General features: G+C 61.0%; 19 protein-coding genes. 14 read left to right on the top strand and 5 right to left on the bottom strand.

The genetic code is table 11. The annotated features are described in order from the left end of the window. Positions 1-509: 509 nt before the first annotated feature. A complete protein-coding gene (locus QZH45_RS28010; protein ID WP_024776553.1) occupies positions 510-1,886 on the bottom strand; it encodes an L-serine ammonia-lyase in 1,377 nt (458 codons plus the stop codon). A gap of 425 nt (positions 1,887-2,311) precedes the next feature. Between QZH45_RS28010 and QZH45_RS28015 the strand changes: the two genes are divergently transcribed. The 12 genes from QZH45_RS28015 (at position 2,312) to yccS (ending at position 19,583) form a co-directional block, all read left to right on the top strand. After that, positions 2,312-3,259, top strand: coding sequence for a choline ABC transporter substrate-binding protein (locus tag QZH45_RS28015; RefSeq protein ID WP_024776552.1), 948 nt, complete (start codon positions 2,312-2,314; stop codon positions 3,257-3,259). Positions 3,260-3,325: 66 nt separating this feature from the next. Continuing rightward, positions 3,326-4,171, top strand: coding sequence for a choline ABC transporter permease subunit (gene choW, locus QZH45_RS28020; RefSeq protein WP_024776551.1), 846 nt, complete (start codon positions 3,326-3,328; stop codon positions 4,169-4,171). After that, on the top strand, positions 4,168-5,346 hold the full coding sequence (choV, locus tag QZH45_RS28025) for a choline ABC transporter ATP-binding protein (protein ID WP_041021077.1): 1,179 nt from the start codon (positions 4,168-4,170) through the stop codon (positions 5,344-5,346). Before choW ends, choV begins: the two co-directional genes overlap by 4 nt. Positions 5,347-5,669: 323 nt before the next feature. Next, the gene (betI, locus tag QZH45_RS28030) at positions 5,670-6,290 is read left to right on the top strand and encodes a transcriptional regulator BetI (RefSeq protein ID WP_024778819.1); all 621 of its coding nucleotides are present in this window, start codon (positions 5,670-5,672) and stop codon (positions 6,288-6,290) included. Positions 6,291-6,368: 78 nt separating this feature from the next. After that, complete coding sequence (gene betB, locus QZH45_RS28035; RefSeq protein WP_024778820.1) at positions 6,369-7,841, top strand: betaine-aldehyde dehydrogenase; 1,473 nt, start codon at positions 6,369-6,371, stop codon at positions 7,839-7,841. Positions 7,842-8,021: 180 nt separating this feature from the next. Then, the gene (betA, locus tag QZH45_RS28040) at positions 8,022-9,725 is read left to right on the top strand and encodes a choline dehydrogenase (protein ID WP_024778821.1); all 1,704 of its coding nucleotides are present in this window, start codon (positions 8,022-8,024) and stop codon (positions 9,723-9,725) included. Positions 9,726-9,978: 253 nt separating this feature from the next. Then, a complete protein-coding gene (locus tag QZH45_RS28045) occupies positions 9,979-11,421 on the top strand; it encodes a TldD/PmbA family protein (RefSeq protein WP_053190533.1) in 1,443 nt (480 codons plus the stop codon). Beyond that, complete coding sequence (locus tag QZH45_RS28050; RefSeq protein WP_024778823.1) at positions 11,421-12,758, top strand: TldD/PmbA family protein; 1,338 nt, start codon at positions 11,421-11,423, stop codon at positions 12,756-12,758. Before QZH45_RS28045 ends, QZH45_RS28050 begins: the two co-directional genes overlap by 1 nt. A gap of 108 nt (positions 12,759-12,866) precedes the next feature. Further along, a complete protein-coding gene (mdtD, locus tag QZH45_RS28055; protein ID WP_024778824.1) occupies positions 12,867-14,294 on the top strand; it encodes a multidrug transporter subunit MdtD in 1,428 nt (475 codons plus the stop codon). Between the two features lie 223 nt (positions 14,295-14,517). Further along, positions 14,518-15,855 carry an ATP-dependent RNA helicase DbpA gene (gene dbpA, locus QZH45_RS28060; protein WP_231995077.1) on the top strand — a complete coding sequence of 446 codons (1,338 nt, stop codon included), beginning with the start codon at positions 14,518-14,520 and terminating at the stop codon, positions 15,853-15,855. 147 nt (positions 15,856-16,002) lie between these two features. After that, positions 16,003-17,181, top strand: coding sequence for an NAD(P)/FAD-dependent oxidoreductase (locus QZH45_RS28065; RefSeq protein ID WP_053190535.1), 1,179 nt, complete (start codon positions 16,003-16,005; stop codon positions 17,179-17,181). Between the two features lie 218 nt (positions 17,182-17,399). Further along, a complete protein-coding gene (yccS, locus tag QZH45_RS28070; protein WP_024778827.1) occupies positions 17,400-19,583 on the top strand; it encodes a YccS family putative transporter in 2,184 nt (727 codons plus the stop codon). 118 nt (positions 19,584-19,701) lie between these two features. Here the strand turns inward: yccS and QZH45_RS28075 are convergent, their stop codons facing one another. Then, a complete protein-coding gene (locus tag QZH45_RS28075) occupies positions 19,702-20,439 on the bottom strand; it encodes a substrate-binding periplasmic protein (RefSeq protein ID WP_053190537.1) in 738 nt (245 codons plus the stop codon). A 254-nt stretch (positions 20,440-20,693) separates the two neighbouring features. Here QZH45_RS28075 and QZH45_RS28080 point away from each other — a divergent pair, with 254 nt between their 5' ends. Further along, positions 20,694-21,146 carry a GNAT family N-acetyltransferase gene (locus QZH45_RS28080; protein WP_024778829.1) on the top strand — a complete coding sequence of 151 codons (453 nt, stop codon included), beginning with the start codon at positions 20,694-20,696 and terminating at the stop codon, positions 21,144-21,146. Between the two features lie 97 nt (positions 21,147-21,243). Here the strand turns inward: QZH45_RS28080 and QZH45_RS28085 are convergent, their stop codons facing one another. The 3 genes from QZH45_RS28085 to QZH45_RS28095 are packed head-to-tail and all read right to left on the bottom strand — an operon-like array spanning position 21,244 to position 24,213. Then, positions 21,244-21,540 carry a winged helix-turn-helix domain-containing protein gene (locus QZH45_RS28085; RefSeq protein ID WP_024778830.1) on the bottom strand — a complete coding sequence of 99 codons (297 nt, stop codon included), beginning with the start codon at positions 21,538-21,540 and terminating at the stop codon, positions 21,244-21,246. Positions 21,541-21,544: 4 nt separating this feature from the next. Then, complete coding sequence (locus QZH45_RS28090) at positions 21,545-22,048, bottom strand: YgjP-like metallopeptidase domain-containing protein (protein WP_024778831.1); 504 nt, start codon at positions 22,046-22,048, stop codon at positions 21,545-21,547. 41 nt (positions 22,049-22,089) lie between these two features. Then, positions 22,090-24,213 carry a putative bifunctional diguanylate cyclase/phosphodiesterase gene (locus QZH45_RS28095; RefSeq protein ID WP_024778832.1) on the bottom strand — a complete coding sequence of 708 codons (2,124 nt, stop codon included), beginning with the start codon at positions 24,211-24,213 and terminating at the stop codon, positions 22,090-22,092. Positions 24,214-24,525: 312 nt separating this feature from the next. On the opposite strand from QZH45_RS28095, the gene QZH45_RS28100 reads away from it, so the two are divergent. Beyond that, on the top strand, positions 24,526-25,197 hold the full coding sequence (locus QZH45_RS28100; RefSeq protein WP_024778833.1) for a polysaccharide lyase family 7 protein: 672 nt from the start codon (positions 24,526-24,528) through the stop codon (positions 25,195-25,197). Positions 25,198-25,486: the final 289 nt, after the last annotated feature.

The raw sequence follows: 25,486 nt of genomic DNA on the forward strand, positions 1-25,486 counted from the left end.
CCTTGGTCCTTATGCAGGAGACGGGCTTTTCATTGATAGAGCAATTGCCGTGCCTAAACTTGGAGGCGCATTCAATAAATCCTGAAAACGACATGCCGAGCCGTCTATATAAGGCGCACATTGAGTGTGGACTATAAGGGTCATCAAGGGCGGCTGCGGCGCGGCGCGGCAGGCGGTGAGCAGTTCGGTATCACTTGTGGGAACTGGGCTGCGCCGCTTTCACCACAGTGTCACCCCAAGCGCAGAGGACGAGCGCTCATCTGCTGCACAGCGACTGATCAGATAACAGCGTCTTATCTGTTTGCGACGCGCTAAAAGGTGGCGGGTTCAGGGGGGCAATGTTCGTTTATCGAGCAGTTTCAGAGCGCCTGTGGCGAGGGGATTTATCCCCGCTGGGTCGCGAAGCGGGCCTTCAGGTACTTCTGACACACCGAGCTGTCTGTATTCAGGGCTGCTTCGCAGCCCAGCGGGGATAAATCCCCTCACCACAAGGATCGTAAAGGCTTTTATCAGCATTCCACCGCACTGACCGCCAACCCACCGCGCGACGTCTCTTTATACTTGTCGTGCATGTCGGCGCCGGTATCGCGCATGGTGCGGATCACCCGGTCCAGGGAGATGAAATGCTGGCCGTCGCCGCGCAGTGCCATCTGCGCCGCATTGATCGCTTTTACCGCGGCGATCGCGTTGCGCTCAATGCAAGGCACCTGGACCAGACCGCCCACCGGGTCGCAGGTCAGGCCAAGGTTGTGTTCCAGGCCGATTTCCGCCGCGTTGCACAGTTGCTCCGGCGTGGCACCGAGGATCTCCGCCAGGCCTGCCGCCGCCATGGCACAGGCCGAGCCCACTTCGCCCTGGCAACCGACCTCGGCACCGGAAATCGAAGCGTTCTTCTTGCACAGGATGCCCACCGCCGCCGCGCCGAGGAAATAATCCACTACGTTGGCGTCGGTAACGGCCTCGCTGAACTTCATGAAATAGTGCAGAACCGCCGGAATGATCCCCGCCGCGCCATTGGTCGGCGCGGTCACCATGCGCCCGCCGGCGGCGTTTTCTTCGTTGACCGCCAAGGCGAAGAGGTTGACCCACTCCATTGCGCTCAGGGTCGAACCGATGACATTCGGCTTGTTCAATTCCTGCAGGCTGCGGTGCAACTTGGCTGCACGCCGACGTACGTTCAGGCCGCCGGGCAGGATGCCTTCATGCTTGAGACCATGCTCGACACATTCCTGCATGGCCCGCCAGAGCTTCATCAGCCCGCTGCGGATTTCCTCTTCCGAGCGCCAGGCCTTTTCATTGGCCATCATCAGTTCGGCCACCCGCAGGTTGTGGGTGCGACACAACGTAAGCAGCTCTTCGGCGCTGGAGAAGTCGTAAGGCAACCGGGTGGTGTCCAGGTCCGCTACGCCGCTGGAGGCCTGGGCCTCATCAACGACAAAACCGCCGCCAACCGAATAATAGGTGTCGCGGAACAACTCACCGCTGGCGCCTTCGGCCACCAGCGTCATGGCATTGGGGTGGAACGGCAGGTTTTCATCGATCAGGCGCATGTCCCGTGCCCATACGAAAGGCACCGGCAAGCGACCGTCCAGTTGCAGGGTCTCGGTTTCGCGCAACAACGCGATGCGCGGCGCAATCTGCGACGGATCGATCGCATCCGGCCACTCGCCCATCAGGCCCATGATGACGGCGGTATCGCTACCGTGGCCAATACCGGTGGCCGACAACGAACCATAGAGCTGTACCTCGACCCGCCGCACGTCATTCAGCAGTGCCTTTGCCCGCAGCGCCTCGACAAACAGCGCCGCGGCGCGCATCGGGCCGACCGTGTGAGAACTGGACGGGCCAATACCAATTTTGAACAGGTCAAATACGCTGATTGCCATTGCCTAGAACCTCCAGAACGGGCATATCCGGGCGCAGGAGCGCCCGGTGACGGAGCTGCTACGCTCAACGCCGGGATGGCCGCATCATCCGGTTTTTGCCGCAGGGGTCGACGTCTGACACCGACGCAATTATGCCCACCAACGTCGCCCGTCCCATGACAGGGTTCTTCGCCGTTTTTTTGCGTGTCAGAGACCTGCCAGAGGCGGAAAAAATCTGTAAACGACGTTACCAACACTGGATGCGACCCTCCCTGTACTGGATACGACCCACCCTGTAGGCGACAGATTTGCGCTGGTACATGATCGGTTACGGCTCGTTTTCAAGGCCGCGTGTCGACAGTGGTCACGCGCCCCAACCGCAACATCACAATACAAAGCGCGATTGTCCTGCCGGACACCGCCGATAAAACACCAGGAGTCCACTCATGAAAGGTTCCAAGTCGTTGTTGTTGGCCGCCATGCTGAGTCTTCCCATGCTGGCCAACGCTGCTGAACCCGCACAGTGCAGCACTGTCAACTTCTCCGACGTCGGCTGGACCGACATCACCGTGACCACCGCCACCACCAGCGTGATTCTCGACGCTCTGGGCTACAAGACCAAGACCACCATGATCTCCGTACCAGTGACCTATAAGTCCCTGGCCGACGGCAAGAACATGGACGTGTTCCTCGGCAACTGGATGCCGACCATGGAGAACGACATCAAGGCCTACCGCGACGCCGGCACCGTGGAGACCGTGCGCACCAACCTCAAGGGCGCCAAGTACACCCTGGCCGTGCCCAAGGCCCTGTACGACAAAGGCCTGCACGACTTCGCCGACATTGCCAAGTTCAAGAAGGAACTCGACGGCAAGATCTACGGCATCGAACCGGGCAACGACGGCAACCGCCTGATCCAGAGCATGATCGACAAGAACGCCTTCGGCCTGAAGGACGCCGGCTTCAAGGTTGTCGAGTCGAGCGAAGCGGGCATGTTGTCCCAGGTCGACCGTGCCTCCAAGCGCGGCACCGACGTGGTGTTCCTCGGCTGGGCACCGCATCCGATGAACACCCGCTTCAACATTGAATACCTGACCGGCGGCGACGACTTCTTCGGTCCGGATTTTGGCGCCGCTACCGTGGCGACCAACACCCGCAAAGGTTACACCCAGGAATGCAGCAACGTTGGCCAGCTGTTGAAGAACCTCGAGTTCACGGTCGACATGGAAAGCAAACTGATGGGCAACGTCCTGGACGACAAGATGAAGCCTGAAGCCGCCGCCAAGGCGTGGCTGCAGAAAAACCCACAGGTACTCGATACCTGGCTCGCTGGCGTGACCACCATTGACGGTAAACCTGGCCTGGAAGCCGTGAAAGCCAAGCTCGCACAGTAATAGTTATGCCGGGCGGGCCTCCACCCGCCCGGGCTGTTTATCCCTTGCATGCGGACGTTCACTACCATGCTGATTGATCATAAAATACCCTTGGGCCAGTACATTGCGGGCTTCGTCGAATGGTTGACGCAACATGGCGCCAACACCTTTGACGCAATCGCGTTATTCCTGGAAACGATGATTCACGGCGTGACATTTGCGCTGACCTGGTTCAACCCGTTTGCCTTGATTGGCCTGATTGCCCTCCTGGCGCATTTCATCCAGCGCAAATGGGGCCTCACTGTATTCGTCATAGCTTCCTTCCTGTTGATCCTCAATCTGGGTTACTGGCAGGAAACCATGGAAACCTTGGCCCAGGTGATGTTCGCGACCCTGGTCTGCGTTGTGATCGGTGTGCCGCTGGGCATTGTTGCCGCGCACAGGCCGATGTTCTACACCATGATGCGCCCGGTACTCGATCTGATGCAGACCGTACCGACCTTCGTCTACCTCATTCCTACCCTGACCCTCTTCGGTCTGGGTGTAGTCCCGGGTCTGATCTCCACCGTGGTGTTCGCGATTGCCGCGCCCATCCGCCTGACCTACCTGGGTATCTGCGACGTTCCGGAAGAACTGATGGACGCCGGCAAGGCCTTTGGCTGCTCCCGTCGCCAGCTCCTGTCGCGTATCGAACTACCCCATGCGATGCCAAGCATCGCGGCCGGCGTCACCCAGTGCATCATGCTGTCGTTGTCGATGGTGGTAATCGCTGCACTGGTAGGTGCCGACGGTCTGGGCAAACCCGTGGTCAACGCACTGAACACCGCCGATATCGCCCTGGGCTTCGAAGCCGGCCTGGCAATCGTACTGCTGGCGATCATGCTCGACCGTATCTGCAAACAACCCGACGCCAAAGCAGGGGGTGACGCATGAGCATAATCCGCTTCGACCAGGTCGATGTGATCTTCGCCAAGGATCCACGCGAAGCCCTCAAACTGCTCGACCAAGGCATGACCCGCAACGAGATCCTGAAAAAGACCGGACAAATCGTCGGCGTGGAAAAAGCCAGCCTGGACATCGAGAAAGGCGAAATCTGCGTGCTGATGGGCCTGTCCGGCTCCGGCAAATCCAGCCTGCTGCGCTGCATCAACGGCCTGAACACCGTGAGCCGTGGCAAGTTGTTCGTCGAGCATGAAGGCCGGCAGATCGACATTGCCTCCTGCAGCCCCGCCGAACTGAAGATGATGCGCACCAAGCGCATCGCCATGGTATTCCAGAAGTTCGCCCTGATGCCTTGGCTGACGGTGCGCGAGAACATCAGCTTCGGCCTGGAAATGCAGGGCCGTCCGGAAAAGGAACGGCGCAAGCTGGTGGATGAGAAACTGGAGCTGGTGGGCCTGGCCCAGTGGCGCAACAAGAAGCCCGACGAGTTGTCCGGCGGGATGCAGCAGCGGGTCGGCCTGGCCCGCGCCTTGGCGATGGACGCCGACATTCTGTTGATGGACGAACCGTTCTCGGCCCTCGACCCGCTGATCCGCCAAGGCCTGCAGGACGAACTGCTGGAGCTGCAGCGCAAGCTGAGCAAGACCATCGTGTTCGTCAGCCATGACCTCGACGAGGCCCTGAAGCTGGGCAGCCGGATCGCGATCATGAAGGACGGCCGGATCATCCAGTACAGCAAGCCGGAAGAAATCGTGCTGAACCCGGCGGACGACTATGTGCGCACCTTCGTTGCCCATACCAACCCGCTCAACGTCCTGTGCGGTCGCAGCCTGATGCGCACCCTGGACAACTGCAAGCGCATCAACGGTTCGGTATGCCTGGATCCAGGTGGCGACTCCTGGCTCGACCTGGCCGAAGGCAACACCATCAAGGGTGCACGCCAGAACGGCGCAGCACTGGACCTGCAGAATTGGGTCCAGGGGCAACCCGTCGAAGGCCTGGGCCGTCGCCCGACGCTGGTGGATTCCAACATCGGCATGCGCGACGCCTTGCAGATCCGCTACCAGACCGGCAACAAGCTGGTGCTCCACGACAATCAGAAAGTGGTCGGGATCCTCGGCGACAGCGAGCTGTACCACGCGCTGCTCGGTAAGAACCTGGGCTAAACCCCAACCCTGTGGTAGCGAGCCCTGTGGGAGCAAACTCTGTAGGAGCCGAACCCTGTGGGAGCCGAGCTTGCTCGCGATGAACGATGACGCGGTTTGCAGTTGAACCGTGTCGACTCCATCGCGAGCAAGCTCGGCTCCCACAGGGCGGGCTCCTACAGGGTTCGGCTCCCACAGGGTTTTGCATTCCTGAAAAGCAAATCTCTGGACCTTGACCTACGCCAGATTTTTTATTGATTGAACGTTCAATTAAAACAAAATAGACTGCTCATCAGCACCACCGGACAACACTCTGTCCGTCGGATGATCGAGGAGAGAGCCCCATGCCCAAGGTCGGTATGCAACCCATCCGCCGCCAGCAATTGATCGATGCCACGTTGCAGGCCGTCGATCAGGTCGGCATGGGGGATGCCAGCATTGCGCTGATTGCCCGTTTGGCCGGTGTCTCGAACGGCATCATCAGCCACTACTTCCAGGACAAGAATGGCCTGATCGCGGCCACGGCCCAGTACCTGATGACTGTCCTGAGCGAGAACATCACCGCACGCCGCCAGGCGCTTGAGGATTCAAGCCCACGGGCTCATCTGAAGGTGATCATCGAAGGCAACTTCGACGCCAGTCAGGTCAACGGCCCGGCAAGAAAAACCTGGCTGGCCTTCTGGGCCACCAGCATGCATCACCCGTCATTGCACAGGTTGCAGCGGATCAACGATCACCGTCTGTATTCCAACCTGTGTTGCCAGTTCCGCCGCGTGCTGCCTGTCGATGAGGCGCGTAGCGCGGCGCGGGGCCTGGCCGCGCTGATTGACGGCTTGTGGCTGCGCGGGGCGCTGTCGGGAGACGCGTTCGACACCGCCCAGGCACACCGGATCGCTTACGAATACATGGATTTCCAACTGGGCAAGGCAGGGGCGCCAGAGCACACAGAACCGCTCGACTCCTGAACCGCCGCCGAACCGCGTAGTCAGCTTTAGAAGACGCGCACGGGGGCAGCCAACCACTTATGCACTTGCGAGGACTTTATGGCCCGTTTCGAACTGCAAAAACTCTACATCGATGGCGCGTACAGCGATGCCAGTGGCGACGCCACTTTCGAAGCCATCAACCCTGCCAACGGTGAAGTACTTGCCCAAGTGCAGCGTGCGACGAAGGAAGACGTCGAACGCGCCGTGCTCAGCGCCGAAAAGGGCCAGAAAGTCTGGGCCGCCATGACCGCCATGCAGCGCTCGCGGATCTTGCGTCGCGCTGTGGACATCCTGCGCGAGCGCAACGATGAGTTGGCCGCTCTGGAAACCCTGGACACCGGCAAGGCCTACTCCGAAACCCGCTACGTCGACATCGTGACCGGCGCCGACGTGCTGGAATACTATGCCGGCCTGGTGCCCGCCATCGAAGGCGAGCAGATCCCGTTGCGCGATACCTCGTTCGTCTACACCCGTCGCGAGCCCCTGGGCATCGTCGCCGGGATCGGTGCGTGGAACTACCCGATCCAGATCGCGCTATGGAAGTCCGCACCGGCCCTGGCGGCCGGCAATGCGATGATCTTCAAGCCCAGCGAAGTCACCTCGCTGACGACCCTGAAGCTGGCCGAGATCTACACCGAAGCAGGCGTTCCACCTGGGGTCTTCAACGTCTTGACCGGCAGCGGCCGTGAAGTCGGCACCTGGCTGACCGAGCACCCGCGCATCGAGAAGGTCTCGTTCACCGGCGGCACCGACACCGGCAAGAAAGTCATGGCCAGCGCTTCGAGTTCCTCGCTCAAGGACGTAACCATGGAACTGGGCGGCAAGTCGCCTCTGATCATCTGCGACGACGCCGACCTGGATAGAGCCGCCGACACCGCGATGATGGCCAACTTCTACAGCTCCGGCCAGGTCTGCACCAACGGCACCCGCGTGTTCGTGCCAAGCCATCTCAAGGCTGCGTTCGAAGCCAAGATCGCCGAGCGTGTGGCGCGCATCCGCATCGGCAACCCAGAGGACGAAAACACCAACTTCGGCCCGCTGGTGAGCTTCGCCCACATGGAAAGCGTGCTGGGCTACATCGAGAAGGGCAAGGCTGAAGGCGCCCGTCTACTGTGTGGCGGCAAGCGCCTGACCGACGGCGAGTTTGCCAAGGGTGCGTTCGTCGCTCCGACCGTATTCACCGATTGCACCGACGAGATGACCATCGTGCGGGAAGAAATCTTCGGCCCGGTAATGGCGATCCTCAGCTACGAAACCGAGGAAGAAGTGATCCGCCGAGCCAACGACACCGAATTCGGCCTGGCCGCCGGCGTCGTGACCCGCGACCTCAACCGCGCCCACCGCGTGATTCATCAACTGGAAGCGGGTATCTGCTGGATCAACGCCTGGGGCGAATCCGACGCGAAGATGCCGGTCGGTGGCTACAAACAATCGGGTGTAGGCCGGGAGAACGGGATCAGCTCGCTGAATAACTTCACGCGCATCAAATCGGTACAGGTCGAGTTGGGCGATTACGCATCGGTGTTCTAAAGCCCGGCTTCTGCGGTGCCTGCGAGGCCGTCATCGCGGGCAAGCCATGCTCCCACAAGGAATCTGCTGTAACACAACTGCTGTGTCTATCAGAAACCTGTGGGATCAAAGCTTGCTCGCGATGGAGTGAAAGACACTCACCGGCCACGACCTGAACCCAATTAAAAGAGGGTACATTTCATGTCCCAAGAATTCGATTACATCATCATCGGTGCCGGCTCCGCCGGTAACACCCTGGCCACCCGCCTGACCGAAGACGAGGGCGTCACCGTCCTGCTGCTCGAAGCCGGTGGCCCGGACTATCGCCTCGACTTCCGCACGCAGATGCCCGCCGCCCTGGCGTTCCCGTTGCAAGGTCGTCGCTACAACTGGGCCTACGAAACCGATCCCGAGCCACACATGAACGGCCGGCGCATGGAGTGCGGTCGCGGCAAGGGCCTGGGCGGCTCTTCGCTGATCAACGGCATGTGCTACATCCGTGGCAACGCCCTGGACTACGACAACTGGGCAAAACTGCCCGGTCTCGAGGATTGGACGTACCTGGACTGCCTGCCCTATTTCAGGAAAGCTGAAACCAGGGACATCGGCCCGAACGACTATCACGGCGGCGACGGCCCGGTCAGTGTGACCACACCCAAGCCCGGCAACAACCCGCTGTTCCATGCCATGGTCGAGGCCGGCGTTCAGGCCGGTTACCCGCGTACGGAAGACCTCAACGGCTACCAGCAGGAAGGTTTCGGCCCTATGGACCGCACCGTCACCCCGAATGGCCGGCGCGCCAGCACCGCGCGCGGGTATCTGGACGTGGCCAAGAAGCGTTCGACCCTGACCATCGTCACCCATGCCCTGACCGACAAGATCCTGTTCGAAGGCAAGCGTGCCGTGGGCGTGCGTTATCTGGTGGGCGCCGCTGAAGAGCGCGTCGAAGCCCGGGCACGCAAGGAAGTGCTGTTGTGCTCAGGCGCCATCGCCTCGCCGCAGATCCTGCAACGCTCCGGCGTCGGCCCGGCCAAACTGCTGGAAAGCCTCGACATCCCGGTGGTGCACGACCTGCCGGGTGTCGGCGAAAACCTCCAGGACCACCTGGAGCTCTATCTGCAATACGCCTGCACCCAACCGGTCTCGTTGTACCCGTCGCTGCTCTGGTACAACCAGCCGGCCATCGGTGCCGAATGGCTGTTCAACGGTACCGGCATCGGTGCCAGCAACCAGTTCGAGGCTGGTGGTTTCATCCGCAGCCGTCCGGAATTCGAATGGCCGAACATCCAGTATCACTTCCTGCCGGTGGCGATTAACTACAACGGCAGCAACGGTGTGAAGGAGCACGGTTTCCAGGCGCACATGGGTTCCATGCGCTCGCCAAGCCGGGGCCGGATCCAGGCGAAGTCCAAGGATCCCCGCCAGCACCCGAGCATTCTGTTCAACTACATGGCCACCGAGCAGGATTGGCAGGAATTTCGCGACGGCATCCGCCTGACCCGTGAGATCATGCAACAGCCGGCGCTCGATCCGTTCCGTGGGCGAGAGATCAGCCCGGGCATTGAGGTGCAGACCGACGAACAACTGGACCAGTTCATCCGCGAACACGCCGAAACCGCCTTCCACCCGTCCTGCTCGTGCAAGATGGGTACCGACGACATGGCGGTGGTGGACGGCGAAGGCCGCGTGCATGGCATGCAAGGCCTGCGGGTGGTGGATGCCTCGATCATGCCGATCATCACCACCGGCAACCTGAACGCGCCGACGATCATGATGGCCGAGAAAATCGCCGACAGGATCCGCGGCCGCAAGCCACTGCCACGCAGCACCGCGCCGTACTATGTGGCCGGCGATGCGCCGGTCAAGGGAAAGCCGTTGCGCGAGGTGGCGCCAGCCGTGCAGTAACACCGCAGCGCGGCTATCGCGAGCAGGCTCGCTCCCACACTGGATTTCGGCGGACACAAGTTTCGTGCCCGACACAGATCCCATGTGGGAGCGAGCCTGCTCGCGATGGCGCCCGACCAGACACTGAAGCATTCCCGCTCTATCCATCCTCAAGCCTTGATCCCGCCCCGCCCCAAGCCTAATCTAGCCTCACGCAAACGTTTCACCCTCCCCCCCCCGCAGCACCGATGCACCCTACCAAGGAGGTTCCCCGATGTTCGACTTCCACCCCCAGCTCAAGCAGCGTTTTGCTGCCTTGCGCACGGGCGCTGAATTCTTTTCCCTGCGTTACGTGCGCGAATCCGGCCAACATCTGTCGGTGCGCAAGAACATCGCCGAACCGCCCAGCCTGAGCCGTGACGAAGGAGCAATGCTCACCGTGCGAGTCAACGGTGTCGAAGCCTACGCCGCCACCAACGACCTGTCCCAGGCTGGTCTGCAAGCAGCTCTCGAACACGCCGAGCAACAGGCTCGCCAGCTCAAGCCCCACGCCCTGCTCGACTTGCGCGAGCAGGCGGTTGCCTGCGACCGCGCCGATTACTTCTCGCCGCACTTCGACCAGGCATTCCCCGCCCTGAGCGATTGCTACCAATTACTCGGTGACGAATCGGCGGCGGTACCCCGGGACGAGCGCCTGGTGAACTGGCAGGTCAGCATCGGCCTGACCCAGGTCGAGCAGATCTACCTCAACAGTGCCGGTGCCGAATTACGCCAGGCCCAACGCTTCATCTACCCGTCACTGGACGTCACCGCCTTCGACGGTAATGACAGCCAGACTCGCACCCTGGGCCGCGAAAACTTTGGCCAGCAAGGTGGCTTCGATGTGATCAACCGTTGCGGCCTCATCGGGGCCGGGCCGAAAATCGCCGATCAGGCCCTGCAGTTGCTGATGGCGCCGAACACCCCGCAAGGCCCGCGAGACCTGCTGTTGATGCCCGACCAGATGATGCTGCAGATTCACGAGTCCATCGGCCACCCGTTGGAACTGGACCGTATCCTGGGGGACGAGCGCAACTACGCCGGCACCAGTTTCGTCAAGACCAGTGACTTCGGCCACTTGCAATACGGCTCCCGCCTGCTGAACGTGACGTTCGACCCGGACATCCCCGAGGAACTGGCCAGCTACAGCCATGACGACGACGGCAGCGCCGCCAGCAAACAGTTCCTCATTCGCGAAGGCTTGCTGCTGCGCCCATTGGGCGGTGCGCTGTCACAGTTTCGCGCAGGCCTGGACGGCGTCGCCAACAGCCGCGCCTGCGGCTGGAACCGGCCGCCCATCGACCGCATGGCGAACCTGAACATCGAGGCGGGCGATCAATCCCTGGAACAGTTGATACAGGGCATCGAACACGGCGTGCTGATGCGCACCAACCGCTCCTGGTCCATCGACGATGCGCGCAACAAATTCCAGTTCGGCTGCGAATGGGGCCAGTTGATCGAGAACGGCGAGCTCAAGGGCGTGGTGAAGAATCCCAACTACCGGGGCATCTCCGCGCAATTCTGGAAGAGTCTGCGAGCCGTGGGCGATGCCAGTACCTCCCAGGTGCTGGGCACGCCGAACTGCGGCAAAGGCGAACCGAACCAGGTCATCCGCGTTGGCCATGCGTCGCCAGCTTGTGTGTTCAGCAACGTAGATGTGTTTGGGGGAGACGCTTGATGAGTACCGTCAACAATCAGGCTGGGGCATTCAAGACGCTGGCCGACTGGCTACGCGCCGCGCTGCATGAGTCCGAACAATTCACCCTGGGCTACGCCGCGGAGTCCTCGGCCTTCGTGCGCTTCAACCATGGCAAGGTGCGCCAGGCCGGACAGGTGCAACAGGCCAATGTGAGTTTCAAATTGATCGACGACGGGCGCCACGCCGACCTGCAGATCACCTTGTCCGGCGAGATCGAGACAGACCTGCAGCGCTTGGGTGAAGGCCTGCAACAACTGCGCGATACCCTGCCGCTACTGCCCCGGGATCCTTATCTGCTGCTCAACCACAATCACTGGCAGAACAATAATGAGCAACACCATCCGCTGCCGGCGACCGAACAGGCCGTGGCCGAAATAGCCCGGGCTGCTGAAGGCCTGGACCTGGTGGGGATCTACGCCGCCGGCTCCATCAGCCGCGGTTTCGCCAGTTCATCGGGGGCATTTGGCTGGCATCAGGCCAACAGCTTCAACTTTGACTTCAGCCTGTTCCACGAAAACGGCCAGGCGGTGAAAGCCAGTTACGCCGGCCATGAGTGGAGCAGCGAAGGATTTGCCAAGCGCTTTGCCCAGGCCCGCGAGCAACTGGCGTTTCTCGGCCGGCCGCTGCGCACGCTCCCGCCCGGTGAGTATCGCGCCTACCTGGCACCGGCCGCGCTGGAAGAGATAATGGGCATGCTCAGTTGGGGCGGGTTCTCGGCCCGGGCAATTGCCAGCAAACAGAGCCCGTTGCAGAAGTTCTACGCCGACGAGACCACCTTCAGCTCCGTCGTAGGGCTGAGCGAGCAGGTGAGCGGCTCCTTGAGCCCGGCGTTTTCCGATGAGGGCTATCCGCGCGATGACCTGACGCTGATCGCCAAGGGCAAGGCCAACGCCCGGTTGGTCAATTCACGCAGCGCCGCCGAATACGGCCTCACCGCCAACGGTGCGAGCAGTTACGAATACCCCTCGGCGCTGGTCATGCAGGAAGGCCAGTTGGAGCAGAAAGACATTCTCGAGCGCCTCGGCACCGGCTTGTACATCAGCAACCTCTGGTACCTGAACTACTCGGACCAGCCAGCGGCACGCATGACCGGCATGACTCGCTTCGCCACGTTCTGGGTCGAGAACGGCCAGATCCAGGCACCGGTCAGCACCATGCGCTTCGACGACAGCGTCTATAGCCTGCTCGGCTCGCAACTCGAAGGCCTGACCCGGGAGCGGGAGCTTCTGCTCTCGGCCAGCACCTACAGCCAGCGGGCCACTGCCTCGATGCTGTTGCCGGGGGCGTTGGTCAAGCGGTTGACGTTGACCCTGTAAAGCATCGCGGGCAAGCCTTGCTCCCACAAGGACAATGACATCCGGTGGGAGCAAGGCTTGCCCGCGATAAAGCCACCACGAACACCCTGAGACACAGCAAGAGGCCCCATGCCCAACCGTGCACCGCTCGACGCAACCACCGCCCGCTGGCTTCCGTGGGTCGTGGCGATCGCTTTTTTCATGCAGTCCCTCGACGGGACGATCCTTAATACCGCCCTGCCTGCCATGGCCAGCGACCTGGCAGAGAACCCACTGCGCATGCAGGGCGTGATCATCGCTTACATGCTCACCGTGGCGTTGCTGATCCCGGCCTCGGGCTGGATCGCCGACCGCTTTGGCACCAAAAAAATCTTCTTCGGTGCAATCCTGTTGTTCAGCTTCGGCTCGCTGCTGTGCGCCTTGTCCAGCTCGCTGACGATGCTGGTCGGCGCGCGGGTGGTCCAGGGCCTGGGCGGCGCGCTGATGCTACCGGTAGGCAGGCTGGTGGTGCTGCGGGCCTACCCTCGCTCGGAACTGGTGCGGATCATGGGCTTCATTACCATTCCCGGCCTGCTCGGTCCTCTGATCGGTCCAACCATGGGCGGCTGGATGGTGCAGTACCTCACATGGCACTGGATCTTCATCATCAACCTGCCGGTGGGGCTGATCGGCTGCTACGCGGTATGGAAATTCATCCCCGACCTGCGCGGCAGCGAGCGCACTCGCTTCGATGGCGTGGGCTTCCTGCTGTTCGGCGCAGCAATGGTATTGATCACCATCGCCATGGAGGGCCTTGGCGAGCTGCACTTGCCGCACCTGCGGGTAATGTTGCTGCTGTTCGGCGGCATGGCCTGCCTGGCGGCTTATTGGCTAAGGGCCGGACACGTCGAGAATCCACTGTTCGCGCCGTCGCTGTTCAAGACCCGGACCTTCGCGGTGGGCATCCTTGGCAACCTGTTTGCCCGCCTGGGCAGCGGCGCCCTGCCCTTCCTGGTGCCGTTGCTGCTGCAAGTGGCCCTGGGGTATTCGCCGTCCCAGGCAGGGATGAGCATGCTCCCTCTGGCTGCGGCGGCCATGGTCGCCAAATCCGTCGCCCGGCCATTGATCGAGCGCCTGGGCTATCGCATCGTCCTGACCGGAAACACCCTGGCCCTGGGCGTGATGCTGGCGAGCGTGGGATTGGTCAGCGAACAGACCCCATACTGGCTGTTGTTGGTACAACTGGCGGTGCTGGGGGCGATCAACTCGCTGCAATTCACGGCGATGAACACGGTGACCCTGATCGACCTGGACGATGCCAGCGCCAGCAGCGGCAACAGCCTGCTGTCCGTGGTGGCGCAACTGTCCCTGAGCCTCGGCGTCGCCTGTGCCGGCGCCCTGCTCGGCGGTTTCACGGCCCAGGTGGGTAACGATGGAGTCGACACGGTGCTGGGTGCGTTCCAGCTGACATTCGTGACGGTGGGGGTCATGGCGATGCTGGCGGCGACGATTTTCTCCCAGTTGTCGAAGCAGGACGGGCGGCGGCAGAAACGTCACGATGAGCATATCGAGCATTAACCCAAGCTTGAGTGGCTTCGGTAAGCTTTTGTAGCGAGGGGATAAATCCCCTCGCCAGAGGTTAATCACCCAGCCTTCCAGGAGCCCCATGGCTCGCACAGCTCGTCCAGAACTTTCGAAGAAAGTGGCACGAGGCTGCTACACTGCGCGACATTTTGTTTTGCAGGCCTGTCCCGTGACCACCATTGCCACCGATTTCAACACTTTGCCGCTGTCCGCCGCCATGCTGGCTAACCTCGAATCCCTCGGTTATGCCCAGATGACGCCGATCCAGGCGCAAAGCTTGCCGGTGATCCTCAAGGGCCTGGACCTGATCGCCCAAGCCAAGACCGGCAGCGGCAAGACCGCGGCGTTCGGTATCGGCCTGCTGAACCCGATCAATCCGCGCTATTTCGGCTGCCAGGCGCTGGTCATGTGCCCGACCCGCGAGTTGGCCGACCAGGTCGCCAAGGAAATTCGTCGCCTGGCTCGTGCCGAGGACAATATCAAGGTCCTGACCCTGTGCGGCGGCGTATCCTTCGGCCCGCAGATCGCCTCTCTCGAGCATGGCGCCCACATCATTGTCGGCACACCGGGACGCATCCAGCAGCACCTGCGCAAAGGCTCGCTGGTACTCGATGGCCTCAACACGCTGATCCTCGACGAAGCCGACCGCATGCTCGACATGGGTTTCTACGACGCGATCGAAGACATCATCCAGCAGACCCCGGAGCGTCGCCAGACGCTGCTGTTCTCCGCCACGTACCCGGTAGGCATCAAGCAACTGTCGTCCAAGTTCATGCGTGACCCGCAACAGGTGAAGGCCGAGGCACTGCATTCCGACGCGCAGATCGAGCAGCGTTTCTACGAGATATCCCCCGAGGAGCGCATGGATGCAGTGGTCAAGGTACTGGCGCACTTCCGGCCGGCCTCTTGCGTGGCGTTCTGCTTCACCAAGCAGCAGGTCCAGGAAACTGTCGACCACCTGACGTCCAAGGGTATTTCCGCCGTCGGCCTGCATGGCGACCTGGAACAGCGCGACCGCGACCAGGTGCTGGCGATGTTCGCCAACCGCAGCACTTCGGTGCTGGTAGCCACTGATGTGGCGGCCCGCGGACTCGATATCGATGCCTTGGACATGGTGATCAACGTCGAACTGGCCCGGGACTCGGAAATCCATATCCACCGCGTCGGCCGCACTGGCCGCGCCGGGGAAACCGGTGTTGCCATCAGCCTGGTAGCGCCATCCGAAGCTCACCGGGCCCAGGCCATCGAGCAATTGCAGAAGGCCCCACTGAGCTGGGACCAATTGGACAACCTCAAGCCCCAGGGCGGCGGCCCGCTGCTGCCGGCCATGAGCACCCTGTGCATCGCCGCCGGTCGCAAGGACAAGGTTCGTCCCGGCGACATCCTCGGCGCCCTGACCGGCGACGCGGGCATCCCCGGCACCCAGGTCGGCAAGATCGCGATTTTCGATTTCCAGGCTTACGTCGCCGTGGAACGCGGAATCGCCAAACAGGCACTCAAGCGCCTGAACGAAGGCAAGATCAAGGGACGCTCGTTGCGGGTGCGAATCCTGTAACCATCCCAACCAACGAAGTTCCCCTGTGGGAGCGAGCCTGCTCGCGATTGCGGCGGGTCAGCCAACCTTTATTTGACTGACACACCGCAATCGCGAGCAGGCTCGCTCCCACAATGGGTTTTGTGGCGAGACTGAGAGGACACCGTTTTGCGCTCTACCGAAGTCGTGATCATTGGCGCTGGCGCCGCAGGGTTGATGTGCGCGTTGACCGCTGCGGGGCGCGGACGGCAGGTGATGTTGCTGGACCATGCCAACAAGGCCGGCAAGAAAATCCTCATGTCCGGCGGTGGACGCTGCAACTTCACCAATATGTACACCGAGCCGGCCAACTTCCTTTCGCAGAACCCGCACTTCTGCAAATCCGCCCTGGCCCGCTATACCCAGTGGGACTTCATCGCCCTGGTGGCCAAGCACGGCGTGCCGTATCACGAGAAGAAGCTCGGCCAGTTGTTCTGCGATAACAAGTCCAGCGACATTCTCGGCGTGCTCCTGGATGAGTGCGAACAGGTCGGGGTAAACCTGCACCTGGACACCTCGATCGAACACATCGAGAAAACCGACGGCGGCTATCTGCTGCAGACCACCCTGGGCGCCATCGCCTGCCAGTCCCTGGTGATCGCCACCGGCGGACTGTCGATCCCGACCCTGGGTGCGACCGGTTTCGGTTACCAGGTCGCCAGGCAGTTCGGCCACCAGCTTTTGCCAACCCGCGCCGGACTGGTACCGTTCACCATCACCGATCAACTCAAGGCCTTGTGTACCGAACTCTCGGGCACTTCGGTCGATTGCCTGGTGAGCTGCAACGGCCAGAGCTTTCGCGAAAATATCCTGTTCACCCACCGCGGCCTCAGCGGCCCGGCTATCCTGCAGATCTCGTCGTTCTGGGAGCCGGGGGACACGGTGCAGATCAATCTGCTACCGGACCACGACGTGCCCCAATGGCTGCAACAACAGCAGGCCGAGCGCCCCAACAGCGAGCTGAAAACCCTCCTGGGGGAGTTGTTCACCAAAAAAATGGCCACCCTGTTGGCCGACACCTGGTTCGTCTCCAAACCCATGAAGCAATACACCCACGCGGAACTGGCGGACATTGCCGAGAAGCTGGCGAGCTGGAACGTCGCCCCGGCCGGCACCGAAGGCTATCGCACCGCCGAGGTCACCCTGGGTGGCGTCGACACACGGGAAGTCTCCTCCAAGACCATGGAATCGCTGAAAAGCCCCGGGCTGTACTTCATCGGTGAAGTACTGGACGTCACCGGCCACCTGGGCGGGTTCAACTTCCAGTGGGCCTGGGCTTCGGGCTATGCCGCCGCACAATATGTCTGACACGCCACATCCCCTGTTGGAGCGAGCCTGCTCGCGATAGCGGTGGGTCAGTTGATAATGAATTGACTGACATACCGCCATCGCGAGCAGGCTCGCTCCAACAGGGGCTGAATGGTGGACTGCGGAACACTTTTTGCTGTCAGATGTGATCGCCGCCATTGCGTCGGCGTCATTACTGCCTCAATTTAGTGTCATTGCCCGTCAGGCCCTTGCATTTCATGTCATCGACCTCGTTCCGTCAGTCTCTGCGTCGCCTTTGGGCGTTGGATAAATTCAGTTATAGCGTGCGGGTGTTCATCGCCCTGACCGGCAGCATGGGGCTGTGCTGGTACCTGGACGAGATGACTCTGCTGATTCCCTTGTTCCTGGGCATTATTGCCAGCGCCCTGGCCGAGACCGATGACAACTGGCAGGGCCGTCTCAACGCGCTCGCCGTGACCCTGGTCTGCTTCACCGTCGCGGCACTGTCGGTTGAGCTGCTGTTCCCCTACCCTATCCTCTTCATCATCGCTCTGGCCCTGGCCAGTTTCGGCCTGACCATGCTCGGTGCCCTGGGTGAGCGCTATGGCGCGATTGCCTCGGCCACCTTGATCCTGTCGGTCTACACCGTAATCGGCGTGGACCAGCGCGGTGGCGCGGTCACCGATTTCTGGCACGAACCCTTGCTGCTGGTGGCCGGCGCGGCGTGGTACGGCATGCTATCGGTGCTGTGGCATGTATTGTTTTCCAACCAGCCGGTGCAACAGAGCCTGGCGCGACTGTTCCGCGAGCTGGGACATTATCTGAAACTCAAGTCGTCGCTGCTCGAACCGGTTCGCCAACTGGATATCGAAGCCCGACGTCTGGAACTGGCCCAACAAAATGGCCGCGTGGTGGCGGCCCTCAATGCGGCGAAGGAAATCATCCTGCACCGCGTCGGCAATGGCCGGCCGGGCTCGAAGGTCAGCCGTTACCTGAAGCTGTACTTCCTCGCCCAGGACATCCATGAGCGTGCCAGTTCCTCCCACTATCCCTACAACGCCCTCGCCGAGGCGTTCTTTCACAGCGACGTACTGTTCCGCTGCCAGCGCCTGCTGCGCCAGCAAGGCAAGGCCTGTCAGGCGCTGGCCGAGTCGATCCAGATGCGCCAGCCGTTCGTCTACGATGATCGCTTCGCCGAGGCCTTGAACGACCTGCATGCATCTCTCGAGCACCTGCGCATCCAGAGCAATCCGGCCTGGCGTGGCCTGTTGCGTTCGTTGCGGGCCTTGTCGGCGAACCTTGGCACGCTTGACCGCTTGCTCAGCGATGCCAGTAACCCTGACGCCCTGGCCGACGCCACTGACAGCAGCCTGCTGGATCGCTCACCGCGCAACTTCAAGGACGTCTGGCTACGTCTGCGCACGCAACTTACACCGACCTCGCTGCTGTTCCGCCATGCCCTGCGCCTGCCGCTGGCGCTGAGCGTTGGCTACGCGATGGTGCACTGGATTCACCCCTCCCAGGGTTACTGGATCGTGCTCACCACGCTGTTCGTCTGCCAGCCCAACTATGGGGCCACCCGACGCAAACTGGGTCAGCGGATCATCGGCACTGCCATTGGCCTGACGGTGGCCTGGGCGCTGTTCGACCTGTTCCCCAACCCGCTGGTGCAGTCGTGCTTCGCCATTGCCGCCGGGGTGGTGTTCTTCACCAACCGCACGACCCGCTACACCCTGGCGACAGCCGCGATCACCATCATGGTGCTGTTCTGCTTCAACCAGGTCGGCGACGGCTACGGACTGTTGCTGCCACGGCTTTTCGATACCCTGCTCGGCAGCCTGATCGCCGGCCTGGCAGTGTTCCTCTTCCTCCCGGACTGGCAAGGCCGCCGGCTGAACAAGGTCCTGGCCAATACGCTGACCTGCAACAGCATTTATCTGCGCCAGATCATGCAGCAATACGCTGCCGGCAAAAGTGATGACCTGGCCTATCGCCTGGCCCGACGCAACGCCCATAACGCCGACGCGGCGTTGTCCACGACACTGGCGAACATGCTGATGGAGCCGGGGCATTTCCGTAAGGAAGCCGACGTCGGATTTCGCTTCCTGGTGCTGTCCCATACCTTGCTCAGCTACCTGTCGGGCCTGGGGGCCCACCGGGGAACCGAGCTGCCGACGAACGTGCGCGAGCAGTTGATAGACGGTGCAGGGGCGAAGCTGGCCTCCAGCATCGACGAAATCGCCCAGGGCCTTGCAACCAAAACCTCGATCATGATCCAGAGTGATGAGGAAGAAGCCCTGGCCAACGAGCTTGAACAGATGCCTGACGAAATCGATGAGGGCCAGCGACTGGTGCAGACGCAACTGGGGTTGATCTGCCGTCAGCTTGGACCGTTGCGGACCCTGGCGGCGCATCTCATCAAGGATACGAGCGAGGCCTGAAAGCTGCGGCGGTCAATCGGGCCCCATCGCGAGCAGGCTCGCTCCCACAGGGTATGCATTCCAATGTGGGAGCGAGCCTGCTCGCGATTGGGGCCAGCATGGGCAGCGCAAAACTCGCTCACATACCGTGCATTTTCAGGATCCGTGCATAGCTCCCATCGGCCTTCATCGCCGCGATCTCCCGATCGAACCCCGCCACGATCTGCTCATGCTCCGGGTTCTTCAGGCTGACCAGGATATGCAGGCTGTTTTCGCTCAACGGCTTGGGCAAGAACTCAACGGAATTACGCACCTTGGGCGATTCGCGAGCCAGGTAATAACGAGCGACATATTCGTCTTCCAGGGTCAACTTCACGCGGTCGGCAGCGACCATGCGTACTGCCATCGCAAAGTTATGCACGGGGACTTTCTGCAGTTGCTGGTCCTCATCGAACGCCTTGGAATAGGCATAACCGCGAACCACTGCGATGGGGTAATCGTAGAGCTGTTGCAGGCTGTCGAACTGGATCGGAGCCTCCTTGCGCTTGAGGAAACGCACGCGGTTGAGCAGGTATTCGGCCGAGAACTGGCCTATATGAGTGCGTGCTTCGCTGTACCAGGCGTTGACCAGCACGTCATAACGCCCCTCGCCGATGCCCAGCATTGCCCGGGCCCAAGGCACCTGTTCGAATTCGGTGGCATAGCCGGCACGCGCCAGGGCGGTGCTGACGATATCAGTCGCCAGGCCACCATTGACCAGCGTGGAGTCGGTAAAGGGTGGCCAGCCATCCGCAACCAGGCGCAGCGTCTGCGCGCAAGCGTTGTGGCTCAGCAACAACAACCCAATCAAAACAAGAGCTCGATGCAATCGCGGCATGCCATACATCCTTGAAGGTTGCGAAGCCCATGTCCTTAGCCAAAATCCGGGGGTAAACAGTGACATCCGACCTAACATTAGCTCATTGAAATCGCTACGCAGCGCTGGGACGAAGATTACATAAAGACGACAGCTCTGCGAAACAAGAATGATGGCAATTTGGCATTTACCCCAGACTTTCGCTCACCCGAGAAAGAGACTTCTGAACACAGTGCACTTAATATCGGCATCGGGTTCTTCAGGAAATTCAGAACATGGACATCGATTGGGTCTGCAAACATCACAGTGACCTGAGCAAGGAACAGCTGTACGCCATACTCAAATTGCGCGCCGACGTATTCGTCGTCGAACAGAACTGCGCTTATCCGGACGTCGACGGGTTGGATCTGGAAGGCGATACCTTCCACCTGATGGCCTGGAGGGACAACCACCTCATCGCCTACCTGCGCCTGCTCGATCCTCATTCGCAGAACAGCGACGTGGTGATCGGCCGCGTCGTCATCGCTCCCGAGGCACGAGGTCAGGGGTTGGGTCACACCTTGATGGAGCACGGGCTCAAGCACGCCGGGAAGCAGTGGCCCGGCACGTCGATTTCACTGTCGGCGCAGGCGCATCTGCAGGGCTACTACGGGCGGTATGGGTTTGTAGTGGTGGGGGTCGAATACCTGGAAGATGGTATTCCGCACATTGGGATGCATCGGCCCTGAGGCCGTCATCGCGAGCAGGCTCGCTCCCACATTTGAAACACATCCTCCTGTGGGAGCGAGCCTGCTCGCGATGGGGCCAGTACCGCCACTATTCCTGTCAGGGGTATTCGAGCACCGCCTTGATCCGCTGCAGATTGGCCTCGATCCACTCCCGATCAATCGCTCCCCAATCGCGGATCCGATAGCACCCTGCATGGTTGCGAGCGCCCTCCTGCTGCTCGAACTCGCACACGATATCCAGGTCCGCCAGCGCGGCAACAGTGTCCTGGGCGGTGCGTCGCGGCATGCCGGTCACGTCAATGAGCGCCGGGACATTGCTGGCCACGCCGCTGTCGATCAGGTAAGCCACATACAAGCGGCGATAGAAGCTGCTCTTGGTCTTGCTGACATCCATCCGGTCATTCCTTCGGTTGTTGCAGATCGCGCCAGGTCAGGTACACCCGCAGGTCGAACTCCAGCTGGTGATAGCCCGGCAGCATGTGCTCGCAGAGTTGGTAGAACGCCTTGTTGTGGTCCGACTCCTTGAAGTGGGCCAGTTCATGCACCACGATCATATTGAGGAATTCGGGCGCTGCATCCTTGAACAGCGACGCGATGCGGATTTCCTTCTTCGCCTTGAGCTTGCCACCCTGCACCCGCGAAACGGCGGTGTGCAGACCGAGGGCGCGATGGGTCAGGTCGAGGCGGTTGTCGAACAACACCTTGTCGATGGCCGGCGCGTTACGCAGGTACTGTTGCTTGAGTTCCAGCGCATAACTGTACAGAGCCTTGTCGCTCTGGATCGGATGCCGGCCCGGATAGCGCTGGTGCAGGTAATCACCCAGTCTGTCCTGAGCGATCAGTTGCTGCACCTGGGCTTGCAGTGCGGCGGGATAGGCCTGGAGGTACTTGAGCGCAGTCATTGAACGGAAATACTGTGGGAAAGGCCGCCAGTGTAACGAACTCAGACCGTTAGCGCGCCCCAGTCAAAAGGTTTGGCGAACGCATCGGTATCGGCGGCCATCAAGGGTCGCGCCACCAGGAATCCCTGCACGTACTCACAACCATGGGCTTGCAGCCATCGATATTGCTCCAGGGTTTCCACTCCTTCGGCGATCACCCGCAGACCCAATTGCGTGCATAAATCGATCACCGATGCCGCCAAGGCAGCATCGCGCGGCGAATCCGGCAATCGGGCGATCAGGTGCCGGTCGAGCTTGAGGGTATCGAGCTCAAGGTCACGCAAATGGGTCAGCGAGCACGGCCCCGAGCCGAAGTCATCCAGCGCCACCCGCACCCCGAGGTGGCGCAGCAGCCGCAGTTGCTTCTGAGTTTCGTCGGGATTGCGCATCAACGCATCCTCGGTCACCTCGACCTCCAATTGCCGGGGCTTCAAGGCATGGCGCTCCAGGACCTGACGCAACTCGGTGACCAGGTTCGGCATGCCAAACTGAGTACTGCTCAGGCTCACCCCCAGCACCAGGTCATCGGCGAAATTTCGTTCCCATACCTTGCGCTGGGCCGCGCTGCGATGATAGATCCAACTGCCCAGCCGACTGATCAGTCGCGCTTCCTCCAACAAGGGCAGGAACAGGCCCGGCGGCACATCGCCAACGCTCGGGTGCTGCCAGCGTAGCAACGCCTCGAATCCACGAATCCGCCCATCGCGGATGTTCACCTGGGGCTGGTAGACCATATTGAAGTCACGGTTCTCGATGGCCGAGCGCACGCTTTCCTCGAGCATCAACCGTGAACGGGCTCGGCCGTTCATTTCGTGATCGTAGAAACGGTATTGCTGGCGGCCGGCGCGCTTGGCTTCATACATGGCGATGTCGGATGCGCGCAGCAACCCGTCGAGATTGGCGCCGCAGTCCGGATACGTCGCAATACCGATACTGGCCCCCAGTGCCACATCCATGCCTTCGATCTGCTGGCAGATCGCGACCCGCTCAATGAGTTTTTCCGCAATCTTGGCCGCCTGCTCCGGGAGCTCCAGGTCCAGCAGTGCCGTGAACTCATCCCCGCCCAGCCGCGCCAGGATGTCAAAGGGGCGCAAGCAAGCTTTCAACTGCTCCGAGACCCAGCGCAACACCCGATCGCCGGCATCGTGCCCCAGTGAGTCGTTGACGCGCTTGAAACCGTCGAGGTCCAGGTACAGCAGCACCCAGTTGCTTTCCAGCCGCTCGCTACGCATCAGCAGATTTTCGGCGGTCTGATAAAACCCCCTGCGATTGAGCAAACCGGTCAGCGGATCCGTAACGGCCTGGAATTCGAGTTGCTGGTGCAAGTGCCGGACTACCGACATGTCTTGGAGCGTTACCACCATTGCCTTCTGTTCCGAGGGCAGCGGTGCGCAGGACAAAGCCACCGACACCTGTTGGCCGGGCGCTGTACGCAGGACCGCATCGTGCAGGCGCCAGGTCTGGCCACGGCAATAGGCGACATGAATGTCGGAGTCGACCCACTGTGGAATGTGGGGTTTCTGCAGGTAATCCAGGAACGGTGTTCCCTGCAACTGCTCGGCCATGGCATTGAGCAGACGGCACGTGGACGGGTTGGCGAAACGGATGCAACCGGCCTCGTCCACCACGAGAATGCCCTCGGCGGCGTTATCCAGCACCGAGGCGTTGAACGCCCTGGCGGCTTCCAGGTCCTGGCTCAGGCGCTGCAAGGCCCGGCGATTGCGCTGGTGCTCCAGCAACGCCTGGACCTTGGGTTTGAGAATCTGCGGATCGAAGGGTTTGAACAGATAGTCCACCGCACCACTGGCGTAGCCCTTGATCACCGCGTCCTGGGATTGCTCATTGGCGGTCAGGAAAATGATCGGCGTAAGCCGCGTGCGCTGGCTGCCGCGCATCAGGCGTGCCACTTCGAAACCGTCCATTTCGGGCATCTGCACATCCAGCAGAACCAGGTCGATGTCATGTTCGAGCAGCAGGTTGAGGGCCTCGACACCCGAGGCTGCGGTCATGACTTGCCAATCCTGACGCTGCAACAACGCTCGCATGCTGAGCAGGTTTTCAGGGTAATCATCAACAATCAAAAGGACGGAGCTGTCTTCACCAAGCGTAGGTTGCGCGCATTCCATGCTGCTTCTCTTATCGGGGCGCCATGTCCGTTTTACATAGCAAAACAGACAAATACTGTGATCTCACTCTAGACCGTGATTCTAAAAAGCAGTAGGTGTCATCGCGCCATCATCCCGACAATGCCCGAAATAGCCGACTAACGGTCACCCATCCTGGGCACAAAAACTGCAATAGCCATAGTGACGATCACTTGACGTCAATCATTCGCCGCAAGAACGACAACAAGCTCAAACCGGTGCTATCAGGACGCCCCAACTCGCGGGCTAGAGCCTCGCGTTGTTGCGCCTAACATTTCACTGCAGGAACTGAACATGATCGACCTTAACACTTGGAACTTGAGCATCCCCGAAGGCAGCCCGGCGATGACTATCGAAACCCCTCGCCTGGCGCAAGGGTTCAAGGATCAGTACTTCAACGCCGAAACCGGCACGGTGTTTTTCTGGGCCCCGGTGACCGGCTCCAAGACCGAAAACGCGATCTACCCACGTAGCGAACTGCGGGAGACCTACAGCGACGGCACCCTGCGAAACTGGCTGTACTCGGCGGCGGACAACATCCTGCGGGCGACGTTGACGGTCAACCAGGTGCCCAGCAGCGGCAAGGTCGTGATTGGCCAGATCCACACCAAGAACAGCACCAGTCCCATGGTGAAACTGGAATACCAATACAAGGCCTACAGCGCCACCGGCAACATCGTCGCCAAGGTACGGATGCGCCCCGATGACGAAACAGGCCAGGTTATCGTCGTTGCCACCGGCGTGAGGCTAGACCGTAGTTTCTCCTACATGATCCATCTCAGCCCGAAGGGTGCCCTGGGCATCAGCGCAGCGGGTTACAACTGGAGAACGACCATCGACCCGAGCTGGAAGGACAAGCCCCTGTACTTCAAAGCGGGTGTGTATGTGCAGGACAACACCGGCTACCCCACCGAAGGCGGAAAAGTGTCGTTCAGCCTGCTTGAAATCAAACACACCACCTCTTAAGTACTGCTGCACCCTTGAAGGCATCCGCTTCGGATGCCTTTTTTTTCTATATTTGGCGCGCGGCCCGATGGCCACCACCCAATTGTTCCGATAAAAACCGGAATAGCCGACCAGCGGTCATTTATCTCGGGCACAAAAGCGACAAACGCAACTCTGACGGACTGCTGACGCCAACCCTCCGCCGTACGAACGTGCCAAATACTCGTTCGCACTCCCTTCTGGCCTCAGCAAAAGCGCGTCTTAGAGCCTCCGGCTGTGGCGTAAATCATTTCTTCTTCTCAGAAAGGAT

The organism is Pseudomonas corrugata (assembly GCF_050920615.1).
Lineage (GTDB): Bacteria > Pseudomonadota > Gammaproteobacteria > Pseudomonadales > Pseudomonadaceae > Aquipseudomonas > Aquipseudomonas corrugata.